Below are 15456 nucleotides of genomic sequence, written 5' to 3' on the forward strand. Positions count from 1 at the left end.
GCCTGAGGCCGCCCGGGCCCGCCCGGGACGCCCCGCCAGAGATGCAAGGAGAGACGATGTCGTACACGAGCGTGTGGTCCGACCTGGCGCAGGTCGAGTTCCGGCAGGGGTACCTGGAGACGGGCCCGTACCGGACCCGGTTCCTGCAGTCGGGCAGCCCGGACAAGCCGCTGCTGCTGATGCTGCACGGGATCACCGGGCACGCCGAGGCGTACGTGCGGAACCTGGCCGCGCACGCGGAGCACTTCAACTGCTACGCCGTCGACTTCATCGGTCACGGCTACTCCACCAAGCCAGAGCACCCACTGGAGATCCCGCACTACCTCGACCAGGTGCAGCGGCTGCTGGACGCGCTGGGGTACGACAGCGCGTACTTCAGCGGGGAGTCGCTGGGCGGCTGGGTGACCGCGCGGTTCGCGCAGCTGCACCCCGAGCGCACCGAGCGGATCGTGCTCAACACGATGGGCGGCACGATGGCCAACCCGCAGGTGATGGAGCGGCTGCTGACGCTGTCCACGCAGGCCGCCGAGGACCCTTCCTGGGAGCGGGTCAAGGCCCGCCTGGAGTGGCTGATGGCCGACCCGTCGATGGTCACCGACGACCTGATCAGGACCCGGCAGGCGATCTTCGAGCAGCCGGACTGGAAGATGGCCTGCCGGATGAACATGGCGCTGCAGGACCTGGAGACCCGGCGGCGCAACATGCTCACCGACGACGACCTGCGCGCCATCGAGGCGGAGGCGCTGGTCGTGTGGACCACCAAGGACCCCTCGGGGCCGGTGGACGAGGGACGCCGGATCGCCGGCCTGATCCCGCGCGGCCGGCTCGCGGTGATCGAGAACGCCGGCCACTGGCCCCAGTACGAGCAGACCGAGACCTTCAACCGGATCCAGCTCGACTTCCTGCTCGGCCGCTGACCTCCGCTCCCCCGGCCGGGCCGCCACCGCGGCGGCCCGGCGGCGGTCCCCCCGCCCCGGCGTCCGGGAGCCGGGCCACCACGTCGCGTCCCCGGCGGACGCACGCGCCAAGCCTCATCCCGAGGAGACAAGGAGTGACGACATGGGACTTCGTTCGGGTGCCGCGTTCATGGAGAGCCTGCGGGACGGGCGCAGCCTGTACATCGACGGTGAGCGGGTCGACGACGTCACCGCCCACCCCGCCTTCCGGGGCGTGCTCACGACGCTCGCCGGACTCTACGACGCCCAGCTGGACCCGGAGTTCGCCGACGTGCTGACGGTGTGGGACGCCACGAGCGATGAGGCCTACAGCACCACCCTGCTCGAGGCGCACGACCACGGGGACGTACTGGCCCGACAGCGCTGCGACCGGCTCCGGACCGAGCTCACCTACGGCATGATGGGCCGGCTCCCGGACTTCATGAACGCCTACCTGCTCGACGTCAAGAGCAGCCTCGAGCACGTCGGCAAGCACGAGGAGGCGGCCCGGATGGACGCCTGTCTCGCCCGGCTGCGGCGGGAGGACCTCGCGGTCACCCACACCCTGGTGGACCCGCAGAGCGACCGCTCGACGCAGGACGCCCCGCCCGAGGCGGTGCGCATCGTGGAGCGCCGCGCGGACGGCATCGTGATCCGCGGCGCGCGTCTGCTCTCCACCCTCGCCCCGGTGGCCAACGAGGTCTTCGTCGGCCCGTACGCACCGCGCCGACCCGGCCAGGAGGACTACGCCCTGGTCTGCATGCTCCCGCTCGACGCGCCCGGCCTCAAGATCGTCTGCCGGCAGGCCTACGACCGTGGGGACGGCCTCTTCGACACCCCGCTGAGCGGCCGGTTCGACGAGGGTGACGCGATCCTCGTCTTCGACGACGTCTTCGTCCCCGAGGACCGGGTCGTCGTCGCCGGCGACCTGGACGCCTACAACAACGTGGTGCGCAACGCGGTCGGTTACGGCCCGCTCCAGGGCGCGGCGCGCAGCACCTCCAAACTGAAGTTCCTCGCCGGCCTGGCCACGGTGGCCGCCCGGACGACGGGCCGGGCGGCCTCTCCGCGCTACCAGGAGGAACTCGGCGAGATCATGGGCCTGTTGAACGTCGCCGAGGGCCTCCTCGACGGGGCCGCGCTCGACCTGAGCCGCCGGATCGGCGAGCGTCGCGACCCCGGATCGGTGCTGCGCGGTCACGGCCGTCCGGGCGAGGAGTCGCGGGTCGGCATCGCGGCGTTGACGTTCTTCTTCCCGTACGCGATCGCCAAGGCGGTCGAGGTGCTCCGGACGGTCGCGGGCAGCGGCGCGATCGTGATGACCGAGGGCGAGCTGCGGCACGAGGAGATCGGCCACCTCGTCGAGAAGTACGTCCACGGCCCGGGAATCAGTGCCGAGCGCCGTCTCCAGGTGATGCGGATGGTCTGGGACATGACCTGCAGCCCGTTCGCCGCCCGTCAGGCGCTCTACGAGCGCTACTACACCGGCGACCCGGTCGTCGGCCGGGTGCGGTTCTTCAACGCCCCGAAGACCCGCGAGGCGGAGGCCCTCGCCGAGCGCCTGCTGGGCACCGTGGTCCCGGACTGACCCGGACCCACCGGGCGGGCGAAGGACGGGGGCCCCGTCGCTCCCGGTGGCGATCCGCCACCGGGCGATCACGGCGTGGCCCTCGTACGGGGTCAACCGAGCGTCGAGAACCTCCGGCCGAGGTCCCCCGACCGTCGTCCGAGCAGCCGTTTCCGGAACAAACCCGTGAGTCAGGAACCCTTCGCCACGGGCTCCAGAATCGCCACGCACTCCACATGGTGCGTCATCGGAAAGATGTCAGAAGTGGGACTCCCTGGCGTAACCGCAGGTCAGAGGGTATTTGCGACTCCACTGAAGGGCCCGTTGAACGCTCAGAGCGTCAAACGAGCGTCACGGCCGAGGTATGCGTTGACCTCCGTTCCTGAGACCCATCCAGTGCAGTGCCGACGGGTGACGGCCAGAGGCAGCTCTGACCGTCAGGCTTTGTCAGCGGGCGGACGATCGTCAACAGAGCATCCAAGCGCTCCCAGCGGCGAGCACTGAGATCGTTTCATCCTGAAGTTGCTGGTCACGGGGCTGGTGTGACCGGTAGCGGGAGTTCTCGTACTGATCGGTGGCGTGATCGGTAGCAGGTGATCGTCTGCCACGGGGTGATTCGCCGGAACTGCGGCCATGGGCGTTTGTGCCTCCTACTGTCCACAGGGCCAAGGGAGTTCGTGGGTGGGAGGGATCGACGGGTGGCCGAGATATTGACGTGGGTGATTCAGCGGCGCATCGTGCTGGCCGACCGGGTCGAGCAGCTGCGCAAGGAGCTCGCGGAGACCGAGGCCAAGGTGGCGCGGCTGGAGGCCGCGGAGGTCGTGATCGGCCAGTTCATCGAGGCCGAACGCGCAGGTGAGGCCGACGATCCCGTCATGGACGCGGAGCTGGAGCGGGTCACTGCCACGCCCGGGGCGGGCGGGATGCGGCTGATCCCGGGCCGCGAGGAAGGCACGGACGTGGATGTGCTGCCCGACGACTACCAGGCGATCATGCGGGTGGTGGCTGGTGCCGCCGAGCCGGCCCAGGCCGGGCAGGTGAGCGAGGCGCTCGGCAGGGGCACGCTGCCCGCGCAGGTCGAGGCGGTCCGCGCGAAGCTGAAACGGCTGGCTGAACGGGGGTGGCTGCACCACACTCCCGGCGGCCGGTTCACCACCCTTGACGGCCCAAAGCAGTGACCGGTTTCGTGCGTAACGGGCAGACCCCCGGCGGGAGTTGGGATGTTCATGCCGATGAACCCCACTGCCGCCGAGGGCCCGGACCCGCTTGTCTACCAGTGCCGCCTGCCGCTGTCGAGCGCGACCCTGGACATGGTCGCGGGCCTGGTCCGCGCCCATCTGAAGAAGATCGGTTCGCGGTGGCGCAAGCTCCCGCCGGGTCGCATCGCCCTGATCGTCCTCGCCGTGCTCCGTCATGACCAGCGACTCGCGGACATGGCCGGCGCCTACCAGGTCTCCGCCTCGACCGTGCGCCGCTGGCTGCTGGAGGTGATCCACCTGCTGGCCGCCCGCGCCGAACGGCTGGACCGCGCATTGAAGAAGATCATCAAACGGGGCGGGGCTGTCGTGCTGATCGACGGCACACTGATACCCACCCGGCGCCGCACCGGCGCCGACGACCGCCCCAACTACTCCGGCAAACGCAAGATGCACGGCCTGCACGTCCTTGCCCTCACCGACGAGAAGGGCAACCTGATCTGGGTCTCGGCCGCCCGCCGCGGCCGCACCCACGACGTCACCGCTGCCCGGCACGACCACATCACCACCCGCCTGCGCGAAGCCGGCCTCGGCGCCATCGCCGACCTCGGCTTCCTCGGCCTGGACGACGACCCGGACAACCCGGTAATCATCACCGGCTACCGCGCCGCTCGCGGCCGGCGCCTGACCGCCGCGCAGAAAGAGGCGAACAGGCTCGTCGTCCGCGAACGCGCCGCGAATGAACACGGCTTTGCCGACCTGAAGAACTGGCGGATCCTCACCAAGCTCCGCCTGGCCGCTCGTCACGCCACCGCACTGCTGCGGGCCCTGCTCGTCCTCACCCGCGCCGAAGTCTCCCGGTGACAGATGATCACCTGCTACCGATCACGCCACCGACCAGTACGAGAACTCCCGCTACCGGTCACACCAGCCCCGTGACCAGCAACTTCAGGATGAAACGATCTCACTGTTTTGTGGGCCTCCGGCGGAGGCGTGAAATCGGGGTGGAGGTGGTACTCGGCGGGCTGTTGAATACCGAGTCGAGTCGCGCAAGCGCAAGTTGGCCGCCCCCTGCGCTGCGGTCGACGCCTCGCGGAAGCGGCGCGGTGTCACGGCGTCGTCGGGGTCTGCGTGGATCACCTCATGATGGCGGCCGTGGGCGGCGACAAGCTGGTTGGCCAAGCCGTGAAGGCGCGGATCCCCTCCAAGGCGGCGTCGGAGAACATCTGGGCGCGCGCCTCATCGTGCACCGGGTGCCGCGGAAGGGGGGCGGGTGACCAGCAGTCCTGCCTCCGCGATGGCGGTGCTGCCAGCGTCTCCAATCAGGACCAATGTCGTTTAGATAGGTGGTAGTTGCTAGGGTCACGGCATGCCGCAGGGGGATGGGGAGCGCCGGGGCGTACGTCCGACGGATCTGGTGTCGCTGGGAGCGTTGACGACGTTGGTGCCGCGATCGGTGCTGGACGAGGCGATCGCGGTGACCGAGGCGCATGAGGTGCGGGTCCGCAAGCTGCCCGCGCACGTGGTCGTCTACCTGCTGATGGCATTGTGCCTGTACGCGGACGACGACTACGAGGAGGTCGCCGAGAAGCTCACCGGCATGCTGTCCTACCTGCCCGGTTCGCGCTGGCAGGCCCCTACCCGCGGAGCGATCACCCAGGCGCGGCAGCGGCTCGGGCCGGAGCCGGTGAAGGAGGTGTTCGCACAGGTCGCCGTACCGGCGGCGAGCGCGGACACGCTGGGGGCGTTCCTGGGGCGGTGGCGGGTGATGGCCATCGACGGCTTCGTCCTGGATCTGCCTGACACCCCCGCGAATATCGAAGAGTTCGGCAAGGACAGCGCCGGCGGTGACGAGACCATCTTCCCGCAGGCCAGGGTCGTAGCAATCAGCGAGTGCGCCAGCCATGCACCGATTGCGGCCGACCTGGCGGGCTGCTGGGCGAGCGAGCAGACCATCGCGTTCTCCCTGTACGAGCAGCTCACGCCCGGCATGCTGCTGACCGCAGATCGCGGTTTCTACGGCTTCGACGCCTGGCGGCAGGCCAGAGCGAGCGGGGCCGAATTGCTGTGGCGCATCTCCGCCAGCCTGCGCCTGGACCACCTGAAGGATCTTCCTGATGGTTCGTGGCTCGCCCTGATCACCAAGCCTCGCCTGCGGATGTCACGCAAGGAGAAGCTGCGTGCTGCCGCCCGTGCCGGCGCCGAACTCGACCCGGCCGAGGCGATCGTGGTGCGGGTCATCGACTACACCGTGCCCGACCGCGACGGCGAGGAGATCCACTTGCTGACCTCGATCCTCGACCCCTCCGACGCCACTGCCCACCAGCTGGCGGCCTGCTACGGGCAACGGTGGGAGGCGGAAACCGGAATCGATCAGCTCAAGACCCACCTGCGCGGCCCCGGGAAGATCCTGCGCTCGCGCACCCCGGAACTCGTCTACCAGGAGATATGGGCCTACCTCCTCACCCAGTGGGCGCTCTGCACACTCATGTGCCGGGCCGCTACGAACGCCGGGATCGATCCCGACCGCGTCAAGTTCCTCGGAACCGTCCGCATCGTGCGCCGCTCGGTCACCGACCGAGCGGCCTTTTCCCCCTGAGGACCACGAGACCCTCCTGTCGCACACGCTCGAACGCGTTGCCGCCCGCCGCAACCTCAACCCCCGCCGCCGACAACGTACTTACCCACGCTCCATCAAGCGCCCCCATCCCAGCACCTATCGCGAGCGTCGGCGATCGGACCGAGGGGTGCGTCACCCAGCTCCACCGACCATCAAACTGCTTCCGTCCAGTACTCGCGCCCATCCGTGCCCTATCTAAACGGCATTGGCCAATCAGGATGCTGCGGAATACAACTACAGTCAGCGCCTCCACGTGCTGACGACAGTCGTGTAGCCAATCGGCCGCGGCCGCCAGCTCCATCCGATAGCGTACCGCCGTGATCACGGGCGAGCTCAAGAGCAAGGTGGACCGCGTCTGGGATGCGTTCTGGTCCGGTGGGATCTCGAATCCGCTGGAGGTGACGGAGCAGATCACGTACTTGCTCTTCATCAAGCGACTGGACGAGATCCAGACCCACAAGGACGAACAGGTGAACCATACTGGCAAGCCTGATCCGGACCCGCTTTTCACTGAGGACAACCGGGAACTGCGCTGGCAGAACTTCAAGGCCCGCAGTCCAGAGGTCATGTACGGCATCGTCGAGCAAGGCGTTTTCCCCTATCTCCGCGCGATGGGCGGCGGCGACTCCACTTACTCCCACCACATGCGGGATGCCCGTTTCACCATCCCGACCCCTAACCTGCTGGCCAAGGTCGTCAGCCTGGTGGACGCCATCTCGACGGAGTGGAGTGGCGCCGAGGGAGATATCTACGAGTACATGCTGACGAAGTTGGCGACGGCTGGCCAGAATGGCCAGTTCCGCACACCGCGCCACATCATCGAACTGATGGTCGAGATGACCCAGCCAAAGCCGGATGACGAGGTCTGCGACCCGGCATGCGGAACTGCTGGCTTTCTGGTCCAGACGGCGTCGTACGTGAAGCGCGAGCACTCGAAGGTACTGCTGGGAGCAAAGCAGCAAACCCACTTCAACGGCAGCATGTTCCACGGCTTCGACTTCGACTCCACAATGTTGCGCATTGGGTCGATGAACATGCTGCTGCATGGCATTGAGAACCCGGACATCCGCTACCGTGACTCGCTTGCGGAGCCAGCGGCAAGCGAGTCGGAACGCTACTCCCTGATCTTGGCAAACCCGCCGTTCGCTGGCAGCTTGGACTATCACTCCACGGCGGCGGACCTGCTGAGTTTGGTGAAAACCAAGAAGACCGAACTTCTCTTCCTAACCTTGACTTTGAGGATCCTCAAGCCCGGCGGCCGCGCAGCGATCATCGTCCCGGACGGCGTCCTCTTTGGTTCGACGAAGGCGCACAAGGAGCTGCGTCGGATTCTGGTTGAGGATCACAAACTGGACGGCGTGGTGAAGCTCCCGAGTGGGGTTTTCAAGCCGTACGCGGGGGTCTCGACTTCGATCCTGCTGTTCACCCGCACGGATGCCGGAGGCACGGACAACGTCTGGTTCTACGACGTGCAGGCGGACGGCTTTAGCCTCGATGACAAGCGCACCCCGCTCCTCCCGGAGGACCGCTTGGGCGTTCGTCCTACGGCTGGGTCCCTATCAGAGGCTGACCACACCAAGAACAACCTTCCGGATACCCTCTCTCGCTGGCTCGACCGCGGCGGCCGTGAGTGCAGCCGCGCGCGTTCGGAACAGAGCTTCTGCGTCCCGAAGTCGGACATCGTCGCCCAGGGGTACGACCTGAGCCTGAACCGATATGCCGAACGGCCTCGGCATCTCACGGTTGGCGGGCGGGTAACTATGGCTGACCTCATGGGCGCTGGTCTTCTTACAGAAGGCATGCAGCTGGCCTTCGAGCGTGCAGGGGCGAGCTACTCCGCCAGAGTGACGGCTGAGGGTTGGCTCGAACTAGCTGGCGGCCAGCAGTTTCCATCCCCCAACCGGGCTGCGGCCGCAGCGGTCGGCGAAGGGACTATTGATGGCTGGGAGGCGTGGGCTCTCGAAGACGGTACAGCGCTCGACCAACTGCGCCATAAATTCCTGGACACGCCAGCCGTGGGTATCCCCAGTCCCGACGACGCCGCATTGGCCAAGAACACACCGGCCGAACCGTCCAATTCTGATGCCGCCCCCCCGTCCGTGACGGTGCAGAGAAATTACGCAACACGGCACCCAGGAATCACAGAAGACGCGCGGCAGATTCAATCGGTCAACGAACCATCCCGAGAGGAATACGAGGACGCGCCTGTGGTCGGCCTGACCGTCGGAGACCTGCCTTCCGCTCTTGGCGGTGTCGTCTTTGTGCCCCCGTCCGCGACATTCGATGAAGCCATCACCCGGATGGTGATCAACGACTACTCTCAGCTTCCTGTTCTGTCCGGACGCAATCTTCGAGGAGCCGTAACGTGGCAGTCGATTGCACGGGCGCGCCACGCCAATAACAACCCACCGTTCCCCCGAGCCATAGTCCAGGCTCGCGAAGCCTCATACAACCAAGACCTCATCGACATCCTCCCGATTCTCGCAGAATCCGAATTCATCCTTGTCCGAAACCAAAGAAATGAGATTGCAGGGATCGTGACTGCGAGCGACGTAGCAGCCGCCTACGGAGCCATGTCTACCCCGTTCTTTCTTATTGGCGAATTGGATAAACGGCTGCGCCAGGTGCTCGCCTCTTCCATCAAGTTTTCAGAAGTTCAGGGCCTGTGCGATCCGGAGGGCAACCGGAGCATCAAGGGATTCAACGACCTGTCCATCGGGGACTACCAGCGCGTCCTGGAAAATAAGGAAGCATGGGAGAAGGTTGGCTGGTCGCTGGATCGAAAGATTTTCATCGAGCGCCTCGATGAGATACGCCAAATCAGGAATGACCTCATGCATTTCAATCCCGAACCATTGCCCCACAACTCCACTCACAAGATACGACACATGATCAACGTGTTACGAGAGTACGGAAACTGAATGCCCACGGCGTCAGGGCTTCGGCGTAGTCGGATGACGCCCGGTTCGTGGCTGTCTGCCTGCTCGGTCGGGTTTTGGAAGCGGGACAGGCACGGGCTTCCAAGATCATGGAGTTCTCGACGCCCCGTGATCCGAGTGGAAGACCGTGCCTGCCGACGCATCATCCCTGATCCCGCCTGCCCTTGACCAGCTCCGCCAGCAGCCCGCGGCCTCATCCGAGGAGATCCCGGACCTGCTGGAACGCCTGGCAGAGGTCCCGGACCCGCGCGACCCACGCGGGGTACGCCACGCTCTCGCCGCCGTACTCGCCCTCACCGCGTGCGCCGTACTGGCCGGAGCGACCTCGCTGTCGGCGGTCGGTGAGTGGATCACCGATACCCCCGCGCATGTGCTCCACCGGCTCGGCGTCCGTCCCGATCCGCTCCAGCCCAGGCGGTCGCTGCCGTCGGAGACCACGGTCCGCCGCCTGCCGGCCCGCGTCGACGCCGACGCTCTGGACCAAGCAGTGGGCCGCCGGCTCGCCGACCGCCGCCCCAAGGCCACCGGGCTGCGCGCTCTGTCTGTGGACGGCAAGAGTCTGCGCGGTGCGGCCAAGGCCAAGGGCCGGAAGATCCACCTGCTCGCCGCCCTGGACCACACCACCGGCTTCGTCCTGGCCCAGCTGGACGTCGGCGAGAAAACCAACGAGATCACCTGCTTCCAACCGCTGCTGGACACGGTCGCGAACTTGGCCGGCGGCGTGGTCACCAGCGATGCACTCCACACCCAGCGCGAGCACGCCGAGTACCTCCTCGGCCGCGACGTCCACTACATCGCGATCGCCAAGGGCAACCAGAAGAAGCTCCGCAAGCAGCTGAAATCCCTGCCCTGGAAGGACATTCCGCTGCAGGGCCGCACCAGGGGCGCCGGCCACGGGCGCTCGGAGATTCGACGGATCAAGGTCGCCACGGTGAACAATCTGCCCTTCCCCGGAGCCCGCCAGGCCGTCCAGATCAAGCGCCGCCGCACCGACCGTAAGACCGGCAAGACCACCATCAAGACCGTCTACGCGGTCACCAGCCTCACCGCCGAGCAGGCAGGCCCCGCCCAACTCGCGGAACTGATCAGGAACCACTGGCAGGTCGAGACCCTGCACCACGTCCGCGACACCACCTTCGCCGAGGATGCCTCCCAGCTGCGGACCGGTAACGCACCCCGCGCCATGGCCACCTGGCGCAACCTCGCCATCGGAGCCCTACGAGCAGCCGGCGTGAAGAACATCGCCGCCGGCCTCCGCCACAACGCTCGAAACCCCCGCCGCCCCCTCGCACTCCTCGGCCTCGCTTGATCACAAACCGGACGTCACCCGACTACGCCGAAGCCCTGCCCACGGCGTCAGAGAGCTGGCCAGTCCGAACGACGAGGGCGGCTGTGACAGGCTGTCCGCCAGGTTCGCAACCGTCACCCGTCAAACCCTGCTCAACTGCAACACCTACGATTCAGGGGCTGGGCGCCAACATGCCAGACCGCGAGCCGTCGCCGGGCTGCACACGCGGCTCTTGGCGGATGTGATCGCCTCCGGCGCCCCGTCTCGGAACGCCACGGCTGGCTGGCCTATCTGTCCTCCTTGAGTTGGTACACCCGGCTGTGCGCCCCTCTGATGCCCGTAACCGTGACACTGCTGCTCGGACGGCAGGTCAGCTGCTGGAGCGGCTGCGGGATGATGCGTACAGAGACGAGGCCGGCTCCGGACTCCAGCCCTGAGACGATGACGAGGAAGAAGTCGTCATTCTCCACTGCTCGCTGGAACTCCGCGGGCGTCAGCAGCACCGTGTCCGGCTCGGCGTCCTTATATGCCTTGAGTTCGTAGAATCGCGACAGTGCGTCCACCGCGTCGGCGCCGAGGCCGCGTTGGGCCCGTAGGTCACGCAGCCAGTCGTCGTCGGTGGCGAGTGCCTTGCGTACCACGTCCAGAGCCACCTTTTCCTGCTCCGTTCCCGTGTAGGGGCGCGGTGGCGTGTGCTGGGGGCAGGCGGCAGGATTACTGCCGTCCGTGGGGTGCCGGCCACTGTGCCGGCCTGCGCTTTGGGCGCGGTACGGCGTTGGTCCACCTCGTTTCCGAGTTCCCGAAGCCGTCGTTCGCGTTCGGCCTCCGCCGCTTCCCGGTCGCGCCGCACCTGGTCGTCGGCAAGGCTCAGTTGTACGGCCGTACGGCCCTTCTCGGCCTGGTCACACGCTGCTCCCCAGGCGAGGGCCACCTCGCGGCGGCTGCCCGGAAACCGAGCGGCGATCGACCGGCCCACCCCGGATGTGCGTGTCAGAGCGGCAGTGTCACGGACGTACAACGTGCCCGAGGACCAGTCGATCCCGGCGTCCACGGGCACGTGCACCGTCTCGCCCGTGTCCGGAAGATCGAGGCAGCAGGCTAGGTGAGGGGTGATGCATACAGTCAGGTCAGCCAGCTGGTCCCACGAGCAGTCCAGGGACTGGGCAACGCTCGCGGCGTTGCGCTGCAGGTCCTCGCGGAGGTGGGTGACGGCTGACCGGACCAGCGCTGTGGCGTCCGGGTCCGCCGGGGCCGGGCCAGGGCTGTACACGGTGACATGCTCTGCGGCGAGCTCGCTCACGCGCAGGGCTCCGATCAACGGCCGGAACTGCTCCAATTCGGCTCCCGGGCACCACACCGCACGTTCCCGGCCCAGCACCTCGGCTACCACCGGGTCTTCGACGGCGTACACGGGCCGCTTGCTTCGCCAGCCCTGGCTCGTCCACAGAGGGAGGCGTCCCAGACGCTTGGCCGTCAACGCGCCGGGATGGGTACGGCCCAGAGCGGCGAGCATCTTCAGGGTCTCCAGGACGATGGACTGGGTCGTCCCGTCCGGCTCGTCCCGACCCTGCTTCCGGTCCCGCTGTGCCAGCTCCTTGATCACGGCCGTGGCGTCGTCCACAGTCGGCAGGCGCACTGCGAGCCGCTGCCAGAACTCCTCGCTGCCTGGAAACGTGGGAGCGAACACACGGAGCGGACCGAAGAGCGGCGCCCCCCGCAGGCACTGGCTCGGCCGGCGCCAGCCGGAGTCCGTGAGGACGAGGCCGCTCCCCTCGCCGAACGCCCGGAGCACCGAGCCCTGGGACATCTCCCCCGAGGCTCTCGCGCCACGGCCGAAGGCGCGCTCGGCCAGGGCTTGGTAGAGGATCAGCGCCGCGGGCACATCCCTGTCGCCGCCCTTTTCCTCCCGTCGGCGCAGGCGCTGCAGACATTCCACGAGGTCCTCAGTGCGGGCCTCCGCAGAAATGCCCAGGGCGCGCAGCACATCACTGCGTCTGCCGACCAGTTGCTGGATCTCGGGATGGAGGAATCGCTCGTCGTCCGCCCCGTACACCGCGACCGTGCCGGTGGTCCGCATACAGAGTCGGGCTGGGGCAGACGGCGCGCCGTTTCCGGCGTCCAGCCATGGTGTGTCGCGCAACTGCCACAGCCAGAAGGCTGCGGTCCTGCCCCGGTTCTGCCATGCGTAGTAGTCGTAGACGGCATCAACCTCGTCGTGGTCGGAAAAGCGGCTCCATGCCCGTCCGAGGACGTGAAACAGCGCTGCCGCCCTGCGCCTGCGGAGCTGCGGGTCCTGCTCCGCCGCTATGCCAGAGGCAACGGCACGTAGGTCGGGGCTTTCGTAGTCGCCGAGCGTGAAGGTCGCTTCCAGAACTCGCAGGGCATCTGTGCGTGCCCGAGGTCCCGAAATGACTTCCGCCGGCAGCCCCTTCGGGCTCTGCGTGAAGCGCTCCCGCGCTCCCGGGTGCCTGCGCAACCTGGGCGCGGTCTCCGCGCCCAGCAGCCTCAGGAATTTACGGGCGCCCATCCCGGCGCCGCCGCGCTGCAGGACCTCGGCATACCGGGGCCGCAGCCACACCAGCCCAGCCGTGCGACCGGCAGCGAAGGCGAAGCTCTCCTCGCGTTCCGAACTGTCCAGTCGGGCGGGTAGGTACGCCTGGGCGGGAGCGACGTCGATGTCTTCACGTCTTCCGGCCCGGTCGTAGCGATGCCCTTGCAACCGGATTGCGTGGCCCACGTCGCGCCCCAAGGTCTCACGTTCGTGGTCCGGCACGCGTGCGAACCCGTCGCGTAGTTCGATGAGCTGGTCATCTGTCAGCCGCAGTACATTCGGGCCGCCGCTCCCCGCCGCGCCGATGGCCGCGAGGCGCCGGATCACGGCCACCGCGTCCGCGTCGGTCAGCAGCGCCTCCCGCTTACGGAGCCATGTCCTCACTGACCGCGCCTCGTCGGTGTCGGCGAGGTATGCCGGATGGATTTCCCGGGAGAATCCGAGACTGGCGCCGAGGCCCCGCGGGGCGTCGGTGAACACCGCTGGTTCCGCGGGCCGGGGCACACGGTGCCGGCTCCCTGAGCTGTCCACGAGCCAGCAGCTCGACAGCAAGGAGGAGTAGATATTTGAGGCAAGTCCCGCCGCGGCGAGGCGGATGTTCGCCTGCGGCGACCGGGTTTCGTCGTTGAGGAGGCGTAGCGCGTCGTAGAGGTCCACCGTCACGGGAACCGCACTGTCGTGGTTCTCCCAGTCCGCCAGCACCTCACGCCATCGGCCGTCCTCGTCCCGCGCCACCTTGGGCAGCACGGCAGTCCGCTCGGCGACGCGGGAGACCTCCTCTTCGGTGACCACGTCCACCAGCGTCTCGTCCTCGACCGCGAGATCATCCAGGCCGAGCGGCCCCTGCCCCGGGACGTCCAGGACGAGACCGTGGGACACGCCCGCCCTGGCACGGTCAAGGAGTAGTCGCTCCAGCGCGGCGACCGGGTCACGGGAGTCGCGCATGTCGTCGGGGAGCGGCACGGCGCGCCAGGCCCGTGCCGGATCCCGCCGGAACTGCCACAGGGCGGCGGCCGTCCACAGGTCGCCCACCAGTTCATTCAGTGCGCGGTTCCACGGGGTGTCGTCGAGCGCCTGACGGCTGGCGATCGGATCGAACTGGGCGCTGATACAGAGAGACAGAGCGGTGTCCGCGACCGGAAGACCGGCGTAGATCCGCCCGGCGTCATCGGGTCCGAGAGGAAGAGCCACAGCGATTGCGGTGGTGGACCCCACCGCCTTGTGAGACCGGGTGATCCCGGAGGGGCTGGGAACGGTCGCACGGCACACCAGCCACCGGGACCCGTCGCCGGCGCGTGCCTCGCCGGTCTCCACGTCGACGCTCCGCCCGCCCACCACGGCCTCGAACGGCTCGCCGGTCTCACGGTCGAGCGCCAGCCGGTGCCGGACAGCACCCTGCTCGTCCAGGTGCGTGACACTGCCGACACTGCCGAGGAAGAGCAGCGCGCTGTCCCCCCACTCGGCAAGCCATACGTCCACCTCGTCCGCACCGAGCACGCCCGGCTCCAGAGGAACCCGTAGAACCGTCCAGGTGTCGCCCGCGAACCAGTCAGGCAACGGGAACGGCCTGGCCACAGAGATGTCAGGATCCCCGACCCGGAACCGGTAATGCCCGCAGTGAACCTCCAGATGCGGGGAGAGGGACTGGAGGGTCATCAGGCCGATCCCGAACCTGCCGGTGGATTCCGCCTGCTCTGCCTTGCTTGTCAGCCAGGGCATCGCCAGGGCCAGAACGTCCGGCAACCGTACGGGATTGCCATTGTGGGCGACGAGGAGTTCCCGTCCCCTCGTCAGAATGCGTACGTCCGTGGCGTCAAGGTCCTCGGCGTTCTGCACGATCTCCGAGAGTCCCTGGAGACGGTCGCTCGACAGATTCCCCGCGTGATCTCGGGTACGTCTCAGCGCGTGCCGTACTTGACCGTCCAGACGCGCGAACCGGCTGCCGAGTCGCTCGATCGCCGCCTCAGTCGCCGCCTCACCCTCCGGCTCCGGTACGACGGCTCCTTCTGGGATGCCCTCCATGGAGAAGAGCGCATCGGCGGACGCAATTCCCCGCTCCACCGCGGCTGTTCGACGCACCGCATCCCCCGTTGTCATCCCTCTCCCCGCTTACCTCGTACTCCCCCACGACACAGGGTAATGAGCCGAGTTCAATCAGCGCATGTCAACCCAACGACCTGCCGCCGTACGGACCGAGCCCAGAGAGCAGCCCCGGCACGCTCTCGACGGTTTAAGAGGGCTTCTCGAAACCGAGTGTGGGGCTGGGGGGTCCGTACGGGCGTGCTGTTCAGGTGATTGTGGCCGCGCGGGGGCATGAAGGCAGGGCCTCTCGGTAGCACAGAGGGTGTCTACGCCACTGC

General features: G+C 67.6%; 8 protein-coding genes and 1 pseudogene. 7 read left to right on the forward strand and 2 right to left on the reverse strand.

Translation table 11 applies throughout. The annotated features are described in order from the left end of the window. The first annotated feature begins 56 nt into the window (after positions 1–56). The 7 genes and pseudogenes from C1I97_RS15095 to C1I97_RS15125 all read left to right on the forward strand — a co-directional run. A complete protein-coding gene (locus C1I97_RS15095; protein WP_081235707.1) occupies positions 57–917 on the forward strand; it encodes an alpha/beta fold hydrolase in 861 nt (286 codons plus the stop codon). Positions 918–1059: 142 nt separating this feature from the next. Then, positions 1060–2523 (forward strand): 4-hydroxyphenylacetate 3-hydroxylase N-terminal domain-containing protein, encoded by a 1464-nt coding sequence (locus tag C1I97_RS15100; RefSeq protein ID WP_111003733.1) that lies wholly within the window; start codon positions 1060–1062, stop codon positions 2521–2523. A gap of 677 nt (positions 2524–3200) precedes the next feature. Continuing rightward, positions 3201–3680, forward strand: coding sequence for a hypothetical protein (locus C1I97_RS15105; RefSeq protein WP_111003734.1), 480 nt, complete (start codon positions 3201–3203; stop codon positions 3678–3680). 54 nt (positions 3681–3734) lie between these two features. Continuing rightward, complete coding sequence (locus C1I97_RS15110; protein ID WP_258382571.1) at positions 3735–4562, forward strand: transposase family protein; 828 nt, start codon at positions 3735–3737, stop codon at positions 4560–4562. A gap of 505 nt (positions 4563–5067) precedes the next feature. Then, entirely contained in the window at positions 5068–6297 is a 1230-nt protein-coding gene (locus tag C1I97_RS15115) for an IS4 family transposase (RefSeq protein ID WP_111003735.1), read from the forward strand. 338 nt (positions 6298–6635) lie between these two features. After that, positions 6636–9239 carry an N-6 DNA methylase gene (locus C1I97_RS39900; protein WP_181446731.1) on the forward strand — a complete coding sequence of 868 codons (2604 nt, stop codon included), beginning with the start codon at positions 6636–6638 and terminating at the stop codon, positions 9237–9239. Positions 9240–9384: 145 nt separating this feature from the next. Then, positions 9385–10407: pseudogene (locus C1I97_RS15125) on the forward strand (ISAs1 family transposase); the annotation flags it as partial. A 425-nt stretch (positions 10408–10832) separates the two neighbouring features. Here the strand turns inward: C1I97_RS15125 and C1I97_RS41470 are convergent. Then, the gene (locus C1I97_RS41470) at positions 10833–11015 is read right to left on the reverse strand and encodes a hypothetical protein (RefSeq protein WP_258382572.1); all 183 of its coding nucleotides are present in this window, start codon (positions 11013–11015) and stop codon (positions 10833–10835) included. A gap of 23 nt (positions 11016–11038) precedes the next feature. Next, positions 11039–15193: a sacsin N-terminal ATP-binding-like domain-containing protein gene (locus C1I97_RS15130; protein WP_258382573.1), complete on the reverse strand. Its 4155-nt coding sequence runs from the start codon at positions 15191–15193 to the stop codon at positions 11039–11041. Between the last annotated feature and the right edge of the window lie 263 nt (positions 15194–15456).

The sequence above is a fragment of the Streptomyces sp. NTH33 genome (assembly GCF_003236365.1).
Taxonomy (GTDB): domain Bacteria; phylum Actinomycetota; class Actinomycetes; order Streptomycetales; family Streptomycetaceae; genus Streptomyces.

Bases quoted from the DNA above. Each gene is read 5' to 3' on its own strand.
- C1I97_RS15095 (WP_081235707.1), top strand. From the start codon at position 57: ATGTCGTACACGAGCGTGTGGTCCGACCTGGCGCAGGTCGAGTTCCGG.
- C1I97_RS15100 (WP_111003733.1), top strand. From the start codon at position 1,060: ATGGGACTTCGTTCGGGTGCCGCGTTCATGGAGAGCCTGCGGGACGGG.
- C1I97_RS15110 (WP_258382571.1), top strand. From the start codon at position 3,735: ATGAACCCCACTGCCGCCGAGGGCCCGGACCCGCTTGTCTACCAGTGC.
- C1I97_RS15115 (WP_111003735.1), top strand. From the start codon at position 5,068: ATGCCGCAGGGGGATGGGGAGCGCCGGGGCGTACGTCCGACGGATCTG.
- C1I97_RS15130 (WP_258382573.1), bottom strand. From the start codon at position 15,193: ATGACAACGGGGGATGCGGTGCGTCGAACAGCCGCGGTGGAGCGGGGA.